General features: G+C 63.7%; 14 protein-coding genes. 7 read left to right on the forward strand and 7 right to left on the reverse strand.

Annotation, left to right across the window (positions count from 1 at the left end; genetic code table 11):
* Window positions 1-48: 48 nt before the first annotated feature.
* The 5 genes from ABD283_RS04015 to ABD283_RS04035 form a co-directional block, all read right to left on the reverse strand.
* Window positions 49-1,677, reverse strand: a complete 1,629-nt coding sequence (locus ABD283_RS04015; RefSeq protein WP_016996810.1) for an amidohydrolase — start codon at window positions 1,675-1,677, stop codon at window positions 49-51.
* A 99-nt stretch (window positions 1,678-1,776) separates the two neighbouring features.
* Window positions 1,777-3,405, reverse strand: coding sequence for an amidohydrolase (locus tag ABD283_RS04020; RefSeq protein ID WP_344223711.1), 1,629 nt, complete (start codon window positions 3,403-3,405; stop codon window positions 1,777-1,779).
* Window positions 3,406-3,568: 163 nt separating this feature from the next.
* Window positions 3,569-4,780, reverse strand: a complete 1,212-nt coding sequence (locus ABD283_RS04025) for an aminotransferase-like domain-containing protein (protein WP_344223712.1) — start codon at window positions 4,778-4,780, stop codon at window positions 3,569-3,571.
* 99 nt (window positions 4,781-4,879) lie between these two features.
* Window positions 4,880-6,526, reverse strand: coding sequence for a thiamine pyrophosphate-binding protein (locus tag ABD283_RS04030; protein WP_344223713.1), 1,647 nt, complete (start codon window positions 6,524-6,526; stop codon window positions 4,880-4,882).
* A gap of 95 nt (window positions 6,527-6,621) precedes the next feature.
* Complete coding sequence (locus tag ABD283_RS04035; protein ID WP_016996813.1) at window positions 6,622-8,298, reverse strand: amidohydrolase; 1,677 nt, start codon at window positions 8,296-8,298, stop codon at window positions 6,622-6,624.
* A 343-nt stretch (window positions 8,299-8,641) separates the two neighbouring features.
* On the opposite strand from ABD283_RS04035, the gene ABD283_RS04040 reads away from it, so the two are divergent.
* Genes ABD283_RS04040 through ABD283_RS04055 form a run of 4 tightly spaced genes read left to right on the forward strand, consistent with a single transcriptional unit; the run spans window position 8,642 to window position 12,908 of the window.
* Window positions 8,642-10,129, forward strand: coding sequence for an amino acid permease (locus ABD283_RS04040; RefSeq protein WP_344223714.1), 1,488 nt, complete (start codon window positions 8,642-8,644; stop codon window positions 10,127-10,129).
* A 43-nt stretch (window positions 10,130-10,172) separates the two neighbouring features.
* Window positions 10,173-10,508, forward strand: coding sequence for a rhodanese-like domain-containing protein (locus tag ABD283_RS04045; RefSeq protein ID WP_031272826.1), 336 nt, complete (start codon window positions 10,173-10,175; stop codon window positions 10,506-10,508).
* Window positions 10,505-11,509, forward strand: a complete 1,005-nt coding sequence (pheA, locus tag ABD283_RS04050) for a prephenate dehydratase (RefSeq protein WP_344223715.1) — start codon at window positions 10,505-10,507, stop codon at window positions 11,507-11,509. Before ABD283_RS04045 ends, pheA begins: the two co-directional genes overlap by 4 nt.
* A gap of 4 nt (window positions 11,510-11,513) precedes the next feature.
* Window positions 11,514-12,908: a GntP family permease gene (locus tag ABD283_RS04055; RefSeq protein WP_344223716.1), complete on the forward strand. Its 1,395-nt coding sequence runs from the start codon at window positions 11,514-11,516 to the stop codon at window positions 12,906-12,908.
* Between the two features lie 202 nt (window positions 12,909-13,110).
* Here the strand turns inward: ABD283_RS04055 and ABD283_RS04060 are convergent, their stop codons facing one another.
* The gene (locus ABD283_RS04060) at window positions 13,111-14,103 is read right to left on the reverse strand and encodes a diacylglycerol/lipid kinase family protein (RefSeq protein ID WP_344223717.1); all 993 of its coding nucleotides are present in this window, start codon (window positions 14,101-14,103) and stop codon (window positions 13,111-13,113) included.
* Between the two features lie 127 nt (window positions 14,104-14,230).
* Between ABD283_RS04060 and serS the strand changes: the two genes are divergently transcribed.
* The 3 genes from serS (at window position 14,231) to ABD283_RS04075 (ending at window position 17,219) form a co-directional block, all read left to right on the forward strand.
* Complete coding sequence (gene serS, locus ABD283_RS04065; RefSeq protein ID WP_344223718.1) at window positions 14,231-15,535, forward strand: serine--tRNA ligase; 1,305 nt, start codon at window positions 14,231-14,233, stop codon at window positions 15,533-15,535.
* An 81-nt stretch (window positions 15,536-15,616) separates the two neighbouring features.
* Entirely contained in the window at window positions 15,617-16,528 is a 912-nt protein-coding gene (locus ABD283_RS04070; RefSeq protein ID WP_344223719.1) for an HAD family hydrolase, read from the forward strand.
* Window positions 16,529-16,607: 79 nt separating this feature from the next.
* Window positions 16,608-17,219, forward strand: coding sequence for a hypothetical protein (locus tag ABD283_RS04075; RefSeq protein ID WP_344223720.1), 612 nt, complete (start codon window positions 16,608-16,610; stop codon window positions 17,217-17,219).
* 4 nt (window positions 17,220-17,223) lie between these two features.
* Here ABD283_RS04075 and ABD283_RS04080 read toward each other — a convergent pair whose 3' ends face one another.
* The gene (locus ABD283_RS04080; protein ID WP_344223721.1) at window positions 17,224-18,111 is read right to left on the reverse strand and encodes a hypothetical protein; all 888 of its coding nucleotides are present in this window, start codon (window positions 18,109-18,111) and stop codon (window positions 17,224-17,226) included.
* Window positions 18,112-18,585: the final 474 nt, after the last annotated feature.

The following is an 18,585-nucleotide window of genomic DNA, read 5'->3' on the forward strand; positions in this document are numbered from 1 at the left end:
TGCCGGGGCGGCGTCGAGGTGGGGCGTTCGAGAACAACCGGAAGTGGTTCAGTCCTCGCGCTGGTAGCGGATCTGAGCCCCCACCACGGTGGACTCGACCACGGTGTCCTTGATCGCGCGATCGTCCTCCGCGAAGACGTCCCGGTCCACGACCACGAAGTCCGCGAGCATGCCCGGTGCCAGGCACCCCTTGAGGTTCTCCTCGTAGGAGGCGCGCGCCACGGCGTGGGTGTAGTAGTACACGGCCTCCGCACGGGGAAGGATTTCCTGTGGCTGCCAACCGTCCACGGCATCCCCGTCACGAGTCCGCGTGATGGCCGCGTGAATGCCCTGGAACGGATTGGGATCCTCCACGGGTGCATCCGAACCGAAGACGAGTTCCGCACCTGCCGCCCGCAGGCTGTTCCAGCCGTACGCGATCAGGTCGCGATCCTCCAGGAAATCGTTCATGGGGATGTCAGCCGTGCAGTGCATGGGCTGCATAGAGGCCGTGACACCCAGTTGACGGAATCGGGCGATGTCGCTGCGTTTGATGTACTGCGCGTGCTCGATGCGCTGGCGCAGGCCGAAGACCCGTGAAATGGCCTGATGAGTCTCGAACGCGTCGAGCACCTCGGTCGCGGCCTGGTCACCGATGGCGTGAACCGCGGTGGCAATGCCGGCGCTCGCCGCCAGGTGGATCCAATGATCCAATTCGTCCCGAGTAGTCACGGCCATCCCATGGTCCTGGGTGCCCGGCCACGGATCCGACATGTGGCAAGTGTGGGAGCCCAAAGCGCCGTCCGCGAAGAGCTTGAGCGGACCCATTGAAATCCACTCATCGCCCGATGCGGTGCGAATACCGCGACTGATGAAATCGAGAATCTGTTCCTGCCGCAGCACCTTGTGCACGCGGATATCCAGCTCACCGCGTTCCCGCAGTTTCTGATAGGCAAAGAGGCAGTCCGCGCCGTCGATGTCGTGGATGGAGGTGATACCGCGCTTGAGCAGTTCTCGCTGGCCCACGGGCAGGTAATCGTCGATGTTGCCGGAGACATCCGACTGCATCAGGCCATCGCGGATGGGGATGCCCGCCGCTTCCCGGATGATGCCGGTGAGTTCACCGTGCTCGTCCCGCTCGTAGGTGCCGCCGTCCGGGTCCTTGACGTTGCGGTCCAAACCCAGAGTCTCCAGCGCCTTGGAGTTGAGCCACAGCGTGTGCCAGTCCAGGGAACCCAGGGCCATGGGGATGTCCGGGCAGATGCTATCCAGGCTGTGCTTGTCCGGGAACACCGGAACGTCCCAGCCGTTGGCGTTCCACTGTCCGCCGAAGATCCAGGTCTGGGACTCATCCTGCCGCGCCTTCTCCACGAACGGCTTCAGCAGGTCCAGGGCCTCCTGCAACGAGCCGCAGAAACGCATATCGGGTTCCGTGATGGAGCGTGAGTAAATGGCCGAATGAATGTGTCCGTCACCCATGCCCGGCAACACGTACTTACCCTCGAGGCTCGTGCGCTCCGTACCCAACGGAGCCATGTCCTTGAGCCTCCGATAGTCGCCCACGGCCACGATGCGGTCGTCCGAGGTGAGGATGGCATCCGGGTGAGGCATGTCGTGGGAGTGCCAGGTGGCCTGCGGAGTCCACCCCGTGGCCGGGTTCATGGCGTGGACTTTGGCGTTATGGAACAGGCGAAACATCCGTGGGACTCCTCGATGCGAACCGGTGCGGGGTGGACAAGGGCTGACCTCCGATCCTATCGAAGCAACCGGTGGACTGGCGCAGGCTCCTTGTCCCCTTTACCGTTCACGCTGATAACGGATCTGCGCACCCACCACGGTGGCTTCGACCACGGTGTCCTTGACCGCTTGGGCGTCTTCCGCAAACACATCTCGGTCCACCGCGATGAAGTCCGCGAGCATGCCCGGTGCCAGGCACCCCTTGAGGTTCTCCTCATAGGAGGCGCGGGCTACCGCGTGGGTATAGTAATAAAGTGCCTCCGGTAGACCGATGCTCTCCTCCGGTTGCCAGCGATTGGCGGGCTTCTCCGGTTCCGAACGACATACAGCGGCGTGAATCCCGAAGAACGGGTTGGGGTCCACCACCGGCCCGTCCGAGCCGAAAGCCATGGGGGTTCCCGCAGCACGCAGACTGTTCCACCCGTAGGCCACCATATCCCGGCCCTCCACAAAGTCGTTCATGGGGATCTCCTCGGGGCAGTGCAGGGGCTGCATGGAAGCGGTCACCCCTAATCGCTGGAACCTCAGGATGTCATCGCGTTTGATGTACTGAGCGTGCTCCACGCGCTGGCGCAGCCCGAAGACCTGGGCGATCGTTCGGTTGGCCTCGAACGAGTCCAAGACATCGGTGACGGCCTGGTCACCCACGGCGTGCACGGCGCTGGCAATGCCCGCCGCTGCCGCCTTATGGGTCCAATGGTCCAGCTCCTCACGGGAGATCACGGCCACCCCGTGGTCGTGGGTGCCGGGCCACGGCTCCGACATGTGTGCGGTGTGGGAACCCAGGGCGCCGTCCGTGAAGAGTTTGAGCGGGCCAATGGAAATCCACTCGTCGCCGGATCCCGTGCGAATGCCGCGGCTGATGAAGTCCAGGATCTGTTCCTGCCGGAGCACCTTGTGGATTCGGATGTCCAGCTCACCGCGCTCGCGGATCTTCTGGTACGCGTACAGACAGTCTGCCCCGTCGATGTCGTGGATCGAAGTGATGCCGCGCTTGAGCAGTTCACGCTGCCCGTGCGGGAGCATGTCGTCGATATGGCCCGAGACGTCCGACTGCATGAGACCGTCGCGTACCGGGATGGCTGCGGCCTCGCGCAGAATACCGGTCAGTTCACCGTGCTCGTCACGAACGTACGTTCCGCCGTTTGGGTTAGGCACGTCGCGGTCCAGGCCGAGTTCTTCGAGAGCCTTGGAATTGAGCCACAGGGTGTGCCAGTCCATGGACCCCAGCGCCACGGGGATGTCCGGGCTGACAGAATCCAGCGCCTTGCGATCCGGCACCACGGGCTTGTCCCAAATATTGACGTTCCACTGCCCACCGAAGATCCACGTGATGCTCTCATCCTCGCGAGCTTTCGCCACGTACGGCTTCAGCACGTCCAAGGCCTCTTCCAAGGACCGGCAATTGCGCATGTCCGGCTCGAACAGGGAGCGTGCGTAGATGGCGGAGTGAATGTGCGCATCGCCCAGCCCGGGCAGCACCGAACGGTTTTCCATGTCGGTGTGCTCGGTGCCCAGCGGGGCCAGATCCTTGAGTTCCTGATAATCACTCACCGCCACGATGCGGTCATGGGAGGTCAAAATGGCGTCCGGGTGGGGAGTGTCCGAGGCGTGCCAGGCGTTTTGCGGAGTCCAGCCGGCGGCCGGATTCATGGAGTGGATCTTTGCATTGTGGAACAGTCCGAACATTGTTGAACGCCTGCGGTTGCAATACCCGTGCCTCGACTGGCCTAGGGGTTCTTGTGGACATTACAGAAGTCAGTGACCTGGGGATTTGCTAACAGAAATACGACGACGCCGCGCCCCGTTTCCGGGGTGCGGCGCCGTCGTCATGAGCGCTACGCGAGGGAAATCAGCCGCTGATGGCTTCCTTCAGTGCGGTGGCGAAGATCTCTGCACCCTTGCGGATGTCCTCCTCGGTGGGGTGGCAGAACGAGACGCGGGCCTCGTGCGTGCCACGGCCGTCCGTGTAGAACGCGGTGCCCGGTACGAACACCACACCGCGGTCGATGCAGGTCATGCACAGCTCGTAGGAGTCCACGGACTCGGGCAGGGTGATCCACGAGTAGAAACCGCCCTCGGGGCGGGTCCAGGTCACGCCCTCGGGCATGAACTCGTCGAAGACGTCCATCAGTGCCTGGGCGCGCTTACCGTACAGCTCGCGGTACTGGTTCAGCACAGCCTGCCAGTCGGTCTTCTCCAGGTACTCGGCGACCAATTCCTGGCCGAACACGGAGGGGTTCAGCACGGCGGCCTCTGCCTGCAGGCCAAGGATCTTGGACAGCGAGCTGGGCGCCAGCGTCCAACCCACGCGCAAACCGGGGGCAAACATCTTGGAGAAGGATCCCAGGTAAACCACGTTGTCGTCGTCGGCGCGCATGGCGCGGCCCACCTGGCCCTCGAAGCCCAGCAGACCGTAGGGGTTGTCCTCGGCGATCAGGATGTGGTTGGCGTCGCAGATCTCGCGCACGCGGTCACGGCGCTCCTGCGGCATCATGGTGCCGCCCGGGTTCTGGAAGCTCGGGATCGTGTACAGGAACTTGATGCGGCGACCCTGCGCCTTGAGCTCCTCCACGGTCTTCTCGAGTTCCTCGGGAATCAGGCCCTCGTGGTCAGCGCCAACGTGCACCACGTTGGCCTGGGCGCCGGTGAACACGGCCATGGCACCCGAATAGGACGGTGCTTCCGCCAGGATCACGTCTTCCGGATCGATCAGCACGCGGGTCAGGATGTCCAGACCGCACTGCGAACCGGTGGTGACAATGATGTCCTCTGGCTTGGCGTTCTCGATGCCCTCGAGCTTCATGAGTTCGATGATCTGGGCCTTGAGGTGATCCGTGCCGGTGGAAGCGCCGTACTGCATGACCTCCATGCCGCGGTTGCGCATCAGTTCCTCAGTGATGTCCGCCAGCGAATCCATGGGCAGGGAGCTGAGCTCCGGCATACCCGACGCGAAGGAAATCATGCCCGGCTTGGCGGACATTGCGAAAACCTTACGGACCTCGGAGGGCTTGGCGTTCCGTACTCCGGCGGCGCAGTCCTCAATAGTAAATTCTTGGCTCATGCCAATACCTCCTTGAAATAATTCGATGCTCGGCTAGTGCCGACTGAAAACGGTGTGTGGCGGCGGAAATTCCGCCACCACACACCGAGCGGGCTGTTATTACATGCCCGGCATGACCTTGGAGCGGTCGACCACCACGTGCACCACGGCGGGGATGCGATCCTCCTGCGTGGCCTTCATGGCCTCGGAGATGACGCGCTCAATGTCGTCGTTGTTGTCCAAGCGGGCTCCGTACCCGCCGTACCCCTCGCCCAGCACGCCGAAGTCCGGGTTCGCCAGCTGCGTTCCGGAGATGCGGCCCGGGTAGTGGGCTTCCTGGTGGGAACGGATGGTGCCGAACTGGGAGTTGTCCATGACCAGGATCAGCGGGTGCGCCCCGAACTGCTTTGCCGTGGCCAGTTCCTGGCTGTTCATGAGGAACTCACCGTCGCCGGCGATCGAGAAGACAAAGCGATCCTTGTCCTCCAACGACAGCGCTACGGCGGCGGGAACCGAATAGCCCATGGTGCCGTTACGCACCGAGAACTGGGACGGGTAGAAGAAGTTCGGGAAGTAGCGGTGACCCCACGCGGTGTGGTTACCGGAACCGAACGTGATCTGGGTGTCCTCCGGCATGTGCTTGAGGACCTCTTCCATGACCAGGGTCATGTCAGCGGTGCCCGCCGCGTTGGTGCCGGTGTTGTCCGGGATCTGCGAGACCTTGCGGTGCGCTTCCACGGCGGGTTCGCGCCACGACGTCCAGTCCGGGTGCTCGCCCAGGTCCAGATCTGCCACGGCCTGACCGAAGGCCACCGGGGAAGCCAGGATCTGACGAGTCACCGCGCCCGAGTGCTGGCGCAAGGAAGCGTCGATGTTGACGATCCAGTTGACGTCATCGGGGTTCTGGCGAACGGTGAAGCTCTCCGTCGGAACGTCGGAGAGGGTGCCGCCCACGAGGAGCAGCAGATCGGCGTCCTTGAGGACAGCCAAGGACTCCTCGGTGCGACCATAACCCACCTCGCCCGCGTTGACGGAAGAGTTGCCGGGGATACGGTCAGCGGCGCGCCAATCGGTAATGACCGGAATGCCGTTCTTCTCGGCGAATGCGGTGACCTGCTTGGAGGCCTCCGCGGTCCAGCGGGGACCGCCGAGCAGCATTGCCGGACGCTCGGCCTTGGCGAAGGCCGCCTTGAGGTCGTTGATCTCCTCGTTGCTCACGGAACCCTCGGTCACGGGGATGCGCGGCACCACGGGGCGGTCCACCATTTCGGTGATGACGTCCTCGGGGAGACCGACCACCACGGGACCGGGGCGGCCGGAAGTAGCGGCAAAGAATGCCTCGGCCACGACCTCGGACGCGCGCTCGGCCTCGTCGAGGACGAACACGCGCTTAGTCTGGGTGCCGAACCACGCGTACGGGTCGAACTCCTGGAAGGCTTCCTTCATGCGGTGCTCGAACGGGATCAGGCCCACGAATAGCACCAGGGGAGTGGAGTCCTGCCATGCGAGGTGGACACCAACGAATGCGTTGGATGCACCGGGACCGCGGGTCACCATGGCGACACCGGGCTCACCGGTGGCCTTGCCCACTGCCTCCGCCATGTACAGGGCGCCGCCCTCCTGGCGGCACACCACGTTCTCGATACCCGAGTTGTAGAGGCCATCGAGTACGTCCAGGTAGCTCTCACCGGGCACGGAGAACACGCGTTCCACGCCGTGGCGCTTGAGCGACTCGACAATGAGATGGCCGGCTGACTGTTTGGTCATTAGTACCTCCTGGTTAGGCACCGGACTCGCCGGGAGCCGGAAGAATGGTCGTTAACTTCAATAAATGGTGACGCGCTGAATGATTTGTCGGGTGGTTACAGGTTTCCGTGCATAATTTCCCCACCCACAATCGTGGCCGTGACCTGCACGTCCTTGATGGTCTGCGGGTCGATGTCATAAATGTCATCGGAGAGCACCACGAAGTCCGCAAGTTTGCCCGCGCTCAAGGTGCCCTTGAAGTCGTCCTGGTGGGACGCGTACGCGCTGCCCACGGTGTAGGCGTTCACGGCCTGGTCCACGGTGATGCATTCTTCCGGAACGAACTGGGCGCCGGATGCCGTGCGGCGGTTGACCATGTCGTGAATGTTGTACAGCGGCGGGTACTCCACCACGGGTGCGTCCGTGGAGGCGGGGGCCACCATGCCCGCGTCGATGAGGGACTTCATGCGGTAGCACAGGCGGGTGCGCTTCTCGCCCAGCGCCTTGGCCATACCGTCGCCGAGCTCGTTCACGAACCGCCCCTGGGGCACGGGAACCACTCCGAGAGCCGCCGAACGGGCCACTTGCTCGTCGCTGGCGACACCGAAGTGCTCGATACGGTGGCGGGCGTCCTCGCGGGGGAATTCTTGCTGTGCCTTCTCGATGATGTCCAGCACCACGTCCACGGCGCCGTCGCCGATGGCGTGCACGGCAAGCTGCCAGCCGTTCTTGTGCGCCGCGATCAGGCGGCGTTCCAACCATTCCTGTGGGAACTGCAGGAAGCCGACGTTCTCCACGCCCTCTTCTGCATCAGCGGCGTAGCCCTCGGTCATGAACGCGGAACGGCCGATCAGAGAGCCGTCCGACAGTACCTTGACGGCGCCGATCTGGAACCAGTCGTCACCCATGCCGGAGCGGATTCCCAAGTCCAGACCGAAGGGCTGATCCTCATCCGGGAACTCATTGGCAACGTCCTTGCCGCTGGGATCGATGGGGTGCAGCGTGGTCAGATAAGGCATCACGGTGGCGCGCAAGCGCAGCCGACCCTGGTCCTTGGTCAGCTGGTAGGCGGCGATATCCGTGAAGGACTGACCGATGTTCGCGGGAGAGCCCAAACCCGGTTCGGTGATGGACGTGATGCCGGCGGCCAGAGCGGCGTCGCAGGCGGCTGCAATCTGATCGGCAACGTCCTCGGTGGTCTTGGCGGGCAGTACTTCCTGGACCAGGCCGCGGGCCGTCTCCGAGAGCAGGCCCTGCGCGGCGCCGTCCTCGTCGAGCGGGACCTCGCCACCCTCCGGAACCTCGAAGCCCTTGCGGCCGGGGTAACCGGCGATTTCGAAGGCCTTGCTGTTGACCACGGCCATGTGACGCGAGTTGTGCCACAGCCACACGGGATTGTCCGGGGCGACCTCGTCCAGGGCTACCGCGGTGGGATGCGCGCCGTCCAGATAATTCTGGTCGTAGCCCTGACCCAGGATCCATTCGCCGGGCTCGGCGTCTGCGGCGGCATCGCGCACGGCGCCGATTAGGTCGTCCACGGTGGAAATGGCGGACGGGCGCAGGTCCAGCTGAACCAGCGACTCGCCCAAGAAGCTCAGGTGGCAGTGAGCGTCGTTGAACCCGGGGACCACGGCGGCACCCTTGAGATCCACCACGCGCTCGAAGAGATCGGTGGGCAGCTCGTCGTCCAGGCTCACGACCTTCCCCTGGTGAACACCCAAACTGTGAGCCGTGGGGTGCTCAGGATCCTGGGTGTGAATGGTGCCGTTGGTGAAGATCACGTCGAGAGTCATGAAGTCTCTTACCGTCCTTTACTCGTACGATCGATGGTGGAATCCACCAGAAGCGGCATCGTGACTAACCGTCTCACACCGGCCGATTGGTGGTCAGCGTGGACCGTTACATCGCCTCTCGTCAACAGCCACGTGTCACTTGTCTGCCATTTATTGCTCTTCGCGGGCGCAATATGACGCATTTCGACTCACTCGGGCAAATGAACCGAAATGTTCGTTGCACGCCGATTTCAGAACTACCCTCAGTGAGCAACTACCGGCGGTGCGTGGTGGGGGTCCGTCTCGTGAGCATTATTGATTGACGCATCAGGTGGGTGCTTCACCCCACGAACAGGAGAATGTCATGCCATTCGACCCGAAAGAGCCCGCCACAGGGCCCATGCCCACGTACGAGGATCGGGGTGACGAGGGGTACAAGAAGTCCCTCGGTAACTTCCAGATCCAGATGATCGCCATTGGCGGCGCCATCGGTGTGGGCCTGTTCCTCGGAATCGGGCAACGTCTGGCCACCGCCGGGCCGGCCCTGGTGCTGTCCTACCTGGTCGTCTCCGTGGTCGTCTACCTGCTCATGCGAGCACTGGGCGAAATGGTGATCTACCGGCCCACCACCGGCGCGTGGGTGTCTTACGCCCGAGAGTTCGTCTCCGACCGCTTCGCTTACATGATCGGTTGGATCTACGTGGTGCTGGCCGCAGTGGCCGGCGTGGGCGAGATTGCGGCGCTCGCCGTGTACGTGCAGTTCTGGTGGCCGGAGATCCCGGGCTGGATCCCGTCCCTGGTCGCGGCACTCGTGATAGTCGGCTGTAACCTGCTCAGCGTGAAGCTCTACGGCTTCATCGAGACCTGGGCCGCCATGATCAAGGTGCTGGCCATCCTGTTGTTCCTGATTGCGGGCATCATCCTGGTGGTTGCCGGTGACATCTTCAATGCCCCCACCGTGGCTTCTGTTTCCAACCTGTGGTCGGAGGGTTTCGCAACGAGTGGCGTCCTGGCCCTGGTGGTCGTGATGTCCGGTGTGGTCTTCTCGTACTCCGCCATTGAGATCGTGGGCGTCTCCGCTGGTGAAGCCAAGGACCCCGAGCGCTCCATGCCCCGCGCCATCAACTCCGTGGTACTGCGTATTGCACTGTTCTACATCGGCTCCATCCTGGTGCTGTCCATGCTGTTGCCCACCCAGCAGTACTCGGGCAACGAGTCACCGTTCGTGACCGCACTGGGCTCGCTGAACATCCCGGCGCTCGCGGGCATCATGAACTTCGTGGTGTTGACCGCCGCTATTTCTGGCGTGAATGCAACCCTCTACGCGTGCGTGCGTCTGCTTCGTAACCTCGCAGCCCACGGTCAGGCGCCCCGCGTCACGGCCACGGTGTCCAAGCGCGGTGTGCCCTCCGGTGCACTGATCTGCCTGCTCGGTTTCTACCTGTTGGGCATCATCCTGATTTACGCACTGGGTGCTGCTTCCGCATTCGAGGTCGTGTTGAGCGCATGCGCGGTGTTCATCCTGTTCGGCTGGATCTCGATCTTCGTCTCGCACATCGGCTACCGCCGCAAGGTAGCCCGTGGCGAAGCGCATGCCGTCAATTTCCGCATGCCCGGCGCTCCGGTCACCAACTACATCTGCTTGGCGTTCCTCATCATTGTGGCGCTGTACATCATGTTCGATTTCAGCAACCCGCACTGGTACTACAGCCTGATCGCCGGCGTGGTGATCGTGGTGGGCACCACCATTGGCTTCAGCGCGTCCAAGCGCAGTGTGGCCAAGAACGGTCTGCCTGATCTCGGCCCGTTCGCGTCGCACGAAGAAGAGCCCCTGGACCCGGTCCAGCGTTAAGGTGGAGGCGGATCAATTTTCCGCTTCTGAGTTCGGAGGAACCATGGACAACGTGAACAATCTGCCGTCCGCGTCCGTTGAGGACATTCCCCAGGGCGCACCCGTCCTGGACGTCCGCGAGCAGGACGAATGGGATGCCGGCCACATCGACGGCGCTCAGCACCTGCCGCTGTCCCAGCTGGCCGAGCGCACCGGCGAGGTTCCGGTGGATGAAGATGTCTACGTCATCTGCCGATCCGGCGGCCGCTCGCTGAAGGCCACCGCCTACCTCGCGCAGTACGGGTTCGATCCCGTGAACGTGCTGGGTGGCATGGGCGCGTGGGCGGATGCCGACAAGCCCCTGGTTTCCGAAAACGGCGAAACTCCCCGCGTCCTGTGAACGCGGCAGTTTCCGGCGTGGCCTCGGGTCCCTCTGCGGACTCGGGGCCACGCCCGCGTCGGATCGCTTTTCTGGGCCCGGAGGGCACCTTCACCGAGGCCGCTCTCATGCAGGTCCCCGGAGCCCGCGAATCCGAGCGGATTCCCATGGCTTCCGTTCCGTCCGCGCTCGCGGCCGTTCGTAAGGGTGCCGTGGATGCCGCGGTGGTCCCCATTGAGAACTCGGTCGAGGGTGGCGTGACGGCAACGCTGGACGACGTCGCCTCGGGCGCCGAGCTGCGCATCCTCCAGGAGATCCTGGTCCCGATTCAGTTCACCCTGGTGGCACCGGGGGAGTTGGCGTTGGACCAGATCCGCTCCATCTCCACGCACAGCCACGCCTGGGCACAGATTCGAGGTTGGGTCGAACAGAATATTCCAGGTGTGGAATATGTCCCGGCCCCGTCCACCGCTGCCTCAGCCGTGGCGTTTCTCGATGGCCACGGGGGTACCATCTCGGACGGTGTCCCCTACGACGCAGGCGTGTGTTCGCCCGTCGTCGTCGACCGACACCCGGAGCTCACCGTTATCGCCGAGAACATCGGCGACAACAAGAACGCCGTAACGCGTTTCATCCTGGTGGCCAGGCCGGACGCAACCATGCCCCCGCCCACCGGCGCGGACAAGACCTCTGTGGTGATTCCGCTGTGGCAAGATCGTGCCGGAGCGCTCATGGAAATCCTTGAGCAGTTCGCCACTCGCGGGGTGAACTTGTCCCGCATCGAATCCCGGCCCACCGGAAGCCACCTGGGTGACTACTTCTTCAGTGTGGATGTCGATGGCCACATCCAGGACGACCGCGTGGCAGATGCGCTGATGGGCGTTCGGCGCATGTGTCCGCGCACCCGATTCCTGGGTTCCTACCCGCGAGCAGATCAGCGAGTCATCGAGGTCGCCAAACAGCACTCGGATGCCGCATTTATTCAGGCCCGATCTTGGGTCGATCATTTGAGAGGACAATAGCCCCATGGAAATCGAAGGCTGGAGTCAGACCCTCACAGCGGGCCCCCTGCTGTTGATTGCAGCCGCGGCCATCGCCGTGTTGCTGGTGCTCATCATCAAGTTCCGCGTCCACGCGTTTCTTGCACTCATCATTATTTCCGCACTGACCGCTTTCTCCACCGGGATTCCTACCGGTGAGGTAGTCCCGCTACTGCTCAACGGATTCGGTAACACCCTGGCCAGCGTGGCTCTGCTGGTGGGCCTGGGTGCCATGCTCGGTCGTCTGCTGGAAACCTCCGGTGGCGTGCAGGTGCTCGCGGACAAACTCATTGGTGTCTTCGGCGAGAAGCGGGCCCCGCTTGCGCTGGGTGTCGCATCGCTGCTGTTTGGCTTCCCGATCTTCTTCGACGCCGGCCTGGTCGTCATGCTCCCGGTCGTCTTCTCGGTGGCTCGCCGCCTGGGCGGAAGTGTGTTGACCTATGCGCTTCCCGCGGTGGGTGCGTTCTCCGTGATGCATGTGTTCGTGCCGCCGCACCCGGGCCCGGTGACTGCCGCAACGTTCTTCGACGCGAACGTCGGCTACATCATCCTGGTGGGCCTCGTCTGCGCCATTCCGGCGTGGTACCTCTCGTCCTACCTGTTCGGCAAGATCGTGGGACGCAAGATCAACCTGCCCGTGCCCACCATTCTGGGCGAGGCCGAGAACGTGAAGAATCCGCCGTCGGTCGGTCTGGTCATCATGCTCCTGCTGTTGCCCATGCTGCTGATCTTCCTTAATACGGGCCTGGGTACGCTGGCTGAGTCCGGCGCGGTGAGCGAAGATACCGCTGGTCAGGGCTGGTTCGAGCTGCTGCGCGCGATTGGCGAGACCCCCATTGCCCTGACCATCACCTTGATCATTGCTGCGCTGACCATCGGCAAGGTCCGTAGCATGAGTGGCTCGGCCATCGAGAAGACCTTTGAATCGGCGCTCGGCCCGGTCTGCTCGGTCATTCTGATCACCGGCGCCGGAGGCATGTTCGGCGGTGTGTTGCGTACCTCGGGTATCGGCGACGCCATGGAGAACGTGCTCTCGGGCCTCGGTATCCCCGTGATCCTGGCAGGCTTCATCATTGCCGCGGTGATGCGCGTGGCTCAGGGTTCGGCCACTGTTGCGCTGACCACCGCAGCCGGTCTGGTCGCACCCGCCGTGCTCGCCGGGGACTACAACGCGATGCAGTTGGCCGCCATGGTGGTGGCGGTGGCTGCCGGTTCCGTGGTGCTGTCCCATGTGAACGACTCCGGCTTCTGGCTGGTTGGTCGTTTCCTGGAAATGGATGTGAAGACCACGTTCAAGACCTGGACCGTTCTGGAAACCATCATTGGTGTGGTGGGCTTCGCGATTGCCGCGGCCATCTTCGGCCTGGCCGGGGCCGCTTAACCGCCGCATTCACAGACGACGCCGCCGCGTCCCGTTCTCTTCCGGCCCCGGGTCGGGTGCAAGAGGTGGGGATGCGGCGACGTCGCTGTTGGTGCGTGCTTCTGGTCGGCGGTGCGACCCTGGTTTGCCGCGGACCGCAACGTGATCGACGGTGCGACCACGGATTAGCGATTCCTTGGCTCTACCGTCGATCAGAGGGCGTTCAGATCTTGTCCGGATCCGCGGCGTCGATGACCGGGGCCTCGGGCTCATCCAGGTTGGCCATGGAGGGCGCCACGCGCACACGCAGCGATCCGGGGAACACCTCGGACTCGAAGGCCTTGATTTTGCCCAGGGAATCGCCGTCGATCTCGGACTCGGTGGCGTCCCAGAATTCCACGCGCACGTGCTTGCCGCGGTGGAAGTCGATCACGGGCAGGTCGTGGGTGTGGCGGAAGAGCACCTTGGCGGCCATGCGGGCCCAGCCGAGCATGCTGCGGGGGCTCATGACCACGAGGTCCAGAACGCCGTCGTCCAATTTGGCGTCCGGAACCAGGACCATGCCGCCGGTGAGTTCGCCGCAGTTGCAGACCATCACGGAGCGGGCGCGGGCTGATTCCCATTCGCCGCCGTCCACCTGGAAACGGGCCCAACCGGGGCGGTTGAACAGGTGACGCGCGCCGGCCTCGCCGTAAGCGACCCAGCCGACCATGTCCTTGAGGTCGTCCTTGGTGTCCGCCATGATCTGAGCGTCGAAACCGCCACCGCCCATGACCAGGAAACGGTTCTCGTCCAGCGTGCCGTCTTCCCGCTCCACGTTGAAGGAGACCGTGTCGATGGACTTCTCGGAACCGAACAGGGCCACGTCCACGCAGTGGCGCGGGTCGGCCAGATTCGACCCGAGGTTACGGGCCAAGAGGTTGCCGGTGCCCAGGGGGACGAGCCCGAGAGGGGTTCCGGTTCCGGCGAGCGTCTCGGCAACGGCGCGCACGGTGCCGTCCCCGCCGGCCGCAAGCACTACGTCAGCGTCATCTTCCAGGGCACGCCGGGCCATGGAGTATCCGGGGTCATCTTCTTCGGTCAGGTAGAACTCGGGATCGGACCAGCCACCCTTGCGGCATGCCAGGATCACGGCATCGCGGGCTTCATCGGCTTGGAGCTTGATCGGGTTGAGGACCACAGCGACTCGCTGCGGAACCAGAGAATTGGTGCGCACGGCAGCCTTTCTCGGTAGGGAGAACTGTCACCTGCTTATTAGTTATAGTCTACGGTCGCCAACTTGGTGCGAGCCGCGTGCGGCAGTGGGTTCCGCGTCACGCCGCGGCGTTCGCTACCCTGGAACGGTGATCGATATCAATGAGCTGCGCGCCCACCCCGACCTGTTCCGTGCTTCCCAGAAGGCCCGCGAGGCCGACGAGAGCCTGGTCGATCGAATTCTCGACGCCGACGCCCAGCGCCGGAGCGCCATCACGGAGTTCGAGAACCTCCGCGCGGAGCAGAACGCGTTTGGCAAAAAGGTGGCCAAGGCCCAGGGCGAGGAGAAACAAGAACTGCTCGCCCAGGTCAAGCAGCTCGCTGCGGAAGTGAAGGCCACGCAGGCCACCGCCGACGCCGCTCAGCAGACTCAGCAGGCCCTGCTCGCCCAGCTGCCCAATCTGGTGGAAGACGGGGTGCCTTCCGGGGGCGAGGACGATTTCACGGTACTGCGCACCGAAGGCACACCGCGCGATTTCGAGGCCGAGGGCTTCGAGCCCAAGGATCACCTGGAAATCGCCGAGCTGCTCGATGGGATCGACATGGAACGCGGGGCCAAGGTCTCCGGTTCCCGGTTTTACTTCCTCAAGCGTGACATCGCCCGTCTGGAGAACGCCCTGTTGCTCGCGGCGCAGGACCTGGCCCTGGACAACGGCTTCATCCCGATGACCACGCCCAACCTGGTGCGTCCCGAGGTCATGAGCGGAACCGGTTTCGACGTGGAACACGATGATGAGATCTACCGCGTGGAAAAGGACGACCTGTACCTGGTCGGCACCTCCGAGGTGGCCCTGGCCGGCTATCACATGGACGAGATCCTGGATCTGTCCGACGGCCCCCTGCGCTACGCCGGATGGTCCTCGTGCTACCGCCGCGAGGCAGGCTCCGGTGGTAAGGACACCCGTGGCATCATCCGGGTGCACCAGTTCAATAAACTGGAAATGTTCGTCTACTGCACCCAGGACCAGGCACCCGCAGAACATGCACGACTGCTGGCCTGGGAAGAGCAGATGCTGCAGGCATGCGGTCTGAGCTACCGAGTGATCGATACCGCAGCCGGCGATCTCGGAACCTCCGCCGCCCGCAAGTTCGACTGCGAAGCCTGGGTTCCCACCCAAGGCCGCTACCGTGAGCTGACCTCGACCTCCAACTGCACCACCTACCAAGCCCGCCGGCTGAACATTCGTGAACGGCTGCCGGAAACCACGGGTGCTGACGGCAAGCCCAAGAAGGCGGGCACTCGCGCCGTCGCCACCCTGAATGGCACGTTGGCCACCACCCGTTGGCTCGTGGCCATTCTCGAAACCCACCAGCAGCAGGACGGTTCCGTGGTGATTCCCGAGATCCTGCGGCCCTACATGCGTGGTCAGGACGTGATGGTCCCGGTCAACTGACGCACCGGGGAGTTCATGCGCCGGCAACCGTGCGGTCTGCGTCGTGTCATCGAAAGCTGGTGGTGTGACACCATGACTGTTATGACTGAAACCCAGGCTGGCATCGATGACCGGCAGCAAGAACAACTGAAATCAGCGGCGGATACGCTTCCCCCCACCAAAGTTCAGCCCGTACGCACGGGCGCGTGGACCAAGGAGGAGGGGGTCAAGTACCTCGTGGCCCTGGATGTCGACGGCACCCTGGTGGACCACGACGGCAAGATGTCTCGCGCCGTGAAAGACACCGCCCGCGCAGTGGTCGCAGCAGGTCACCACGTGGTGATCTCGACCGGCCGCTCCATGGGTGCAACCCTCCCCGTCATTCGGCAGGTTCACATGGAGTCCGGCTTTGCCGTGTGCTCCAACGGCGGCATCACGCTGCGACTGGACCCGGAACTCGAGCGGCACTACGAAGTGGTGGACCGGGTCAGCTTTGATCCGTCATCCGCTTTGGAAGCCCTGGCCGACAAACTGCCCACCGCCAAATTCGCGCTCGAAAGCGCCGACGGCACGTTCTACTCGACCGAGCGGTTCCAGGACTCGTCCTTCGGTATCGAGGCCATCGGAGTGGACCTCAAGACCCTCTCCGAGACCCCGGCGGTCCGCCTGGTGGTCTACAGCGCCAACGACACCCCGGAAGAATTCGCCAAGGTCATCGACGAGGCCGGCCTGCACGGAGTCACCTACTCCGTGGGCTGGTCCTCGTGGCTGGATGTGGCCGCTAACGGAGTATCCAAGGCCAGCGCGCTCGAACAGATCCGGCGCCAACTCGGGGTGGACCCCGCTCACACCATCGCCATGGGCGATGGCCGCAACGACATCGAGATGCTCGACTGGGCTGCCCGCGGCGTGGCCATGGGCCAGGCACCCGAGGAAGTGGCCGAGGTATGTCACGAAGTCACCACCACGGTCTACGAGGACGGCGCCGCGCGCATTCTGCAGACCCTGCTCTAGATCCGGACACTGCGCAGCATGGGTGCGGCCAACCGCGTGAAACCGGCGCGAGAACTGCGATACTGAGAACGTGTTTGTGATGACATTGACTCAGCGCGTGGAGGACAGCTTCCGGCCCAGTACCGACATGGACCACGAACTCACGCGCGAGTTGAGTGATCTGGACACCAGCGCACCGTTCCAGCCCACCGGGCCCGGTGAGGTTCGCGGTTTGACCGAAGATCCGCACACCGCGGTCAGCGCCGCCATGATCGCACTCCGTGAGGGCCGTTATGCGGTGGCCATCGGGGTGGGTGAGGTATTCCTGACCCGCGTGACCGACCCGGAGGGCCGCTTGGCGGTTGCCGCGGATGGCGCGGGCATGCTCTATGGTCACGAGGCGGCAGCGACCCAGCGACTGAACGAACGAGTGGCCGTGCGCGTGTGCGCGGCGGATCAGCAGTCCGCTGCGGAGGCGCAGGCTATGCTCAAGCTCGTGGGACGGATCGTGAGCGTGCGCAGTGACGCCGAATGGCGCGTGGTCGATCTTCTGACTCCGGGAGCCAGGGGGCAGCAGAAAGATGTGGCTGCCCAGCTCGGAATCACTCCGCAGGCGGTGTCCAAGGCCGTGGTGCGCTCGCTGTGGCACGAAGAATGGGAGGCCCGGCCGGCCGCCGCCACTCTCCTACAGCGCTGCGCGGAGCAGTTCTAGTCGCTCACCACCACACGTCCACGGAATACCCACGCTCGGTGAGGGCGAACTCGAGCTCCGGGGCACATTCCATGGGCAACCGCAGCGATCCCAGGACATCACGTGGATCGAAATAACCGGTCAGCCATGAGAAAGCCGAGTGCGTGCTGCTCAACTGTTCGCACAGCTTGACCACCTGATCCAGGCGCTCCGCGGTGCTCAGCACCCAGAACGACTCCACATCAGTGAGCTGAAAGAGCCCCACCCAGGGGGGCTGCTCACCGCTCGCGGGGGAGTCGGTCGCTAAATCCAGGGCTGTGTCCGCGCTCTGATTCGAGAGGACGCCAGTGTCCGATTCATGGGCACTGCCGGACGGCGCGGGAGCCCAGATCCAGCCGCCGGGCGCAGCGGGACCCAGCGCAGGCGCGAGTGGATCCAGTTCCCAGCGAGGTGCGTACATCAACCAATCCGGTGTGCGCGGTGGGAACAGCGGACTGCCCGCTGGAGCCGGCCACTGTTCGGACCAGGTTGCCCAGCTACCGGCATTGAGGCGATCCCAGAACTCCTGGGCGGGCAGCTGAACGGACAGCTCGCTGACGCTGGTGTGAGAACGGAGCCACGCCGAGGGCGCGTCAAGAATGGGATCCTGCAGAGACTCGTTGGTGTAGGGCCGGGCCACAATATCCGTGTGGACGGCCGGTGAGACGTGGGGATCGATTCCGGCTGCGGCGAGCAATTTTTGTGCGGCCGTGACCAACCGGTCGGCTCCCAGGAGCTGCGTGGAGGCGCTGCCGTGGAACACATACACGCGCTCATAGGGCGCAGGTTGTGAACCGGGCACGGAGATCACCTCGAACGGGCGGACGGATCGGGCGGGCGGAGCGCCACCGCATTTGGACTGCGGGGTGCTCAAGAACCATCCCACCACAACCCACCGACACGCATAGGCCGCTGGAAGACCCGGTAAAAAGGTGTCGGCCGGTGAATACGGGGGATATTCACTGGCCGACTCCCATGCTCGGTGTACGCCTCGAGCGGGATCAATCCGAGCGCACAAAGTTTCGACTAGTTGGGGGAACCATTGGAACTCGCGAGAGTTTTGGAGCTGCAGCGCTCGGGTACTCGAATCGAGAGGGATTCGGGGGAAATATCTCCCAATTCGCCACCGGTATTACCGGTTGGTAAGAAATCTAGCGCACGGCAGGCGCAGCCACAGGAGCTTTCCTATGAAAGTTTTTCGAAACCATCGACCACACTGTAGAAACCTCAGGTGAGAGCCGGTACTCGGCTGCCAAAAACGGGACCCCGCGGCACGAAGTGAACTGGTCCCCAGTAGTTGGACTGGTCTAGCGGTTAGAGCCTATACGGCAAGGGCCTGTTCCCGGTA

The organism is Kocuria atrinae (assembly GCF_039531425.1).
Taxonomy (GTDB): domain Bacteria; phylum Actinomycetota; class Actinomycetes; order Actinomycetales; family Micrococcaceae; genus Kocuria; species Kocuria atrinae.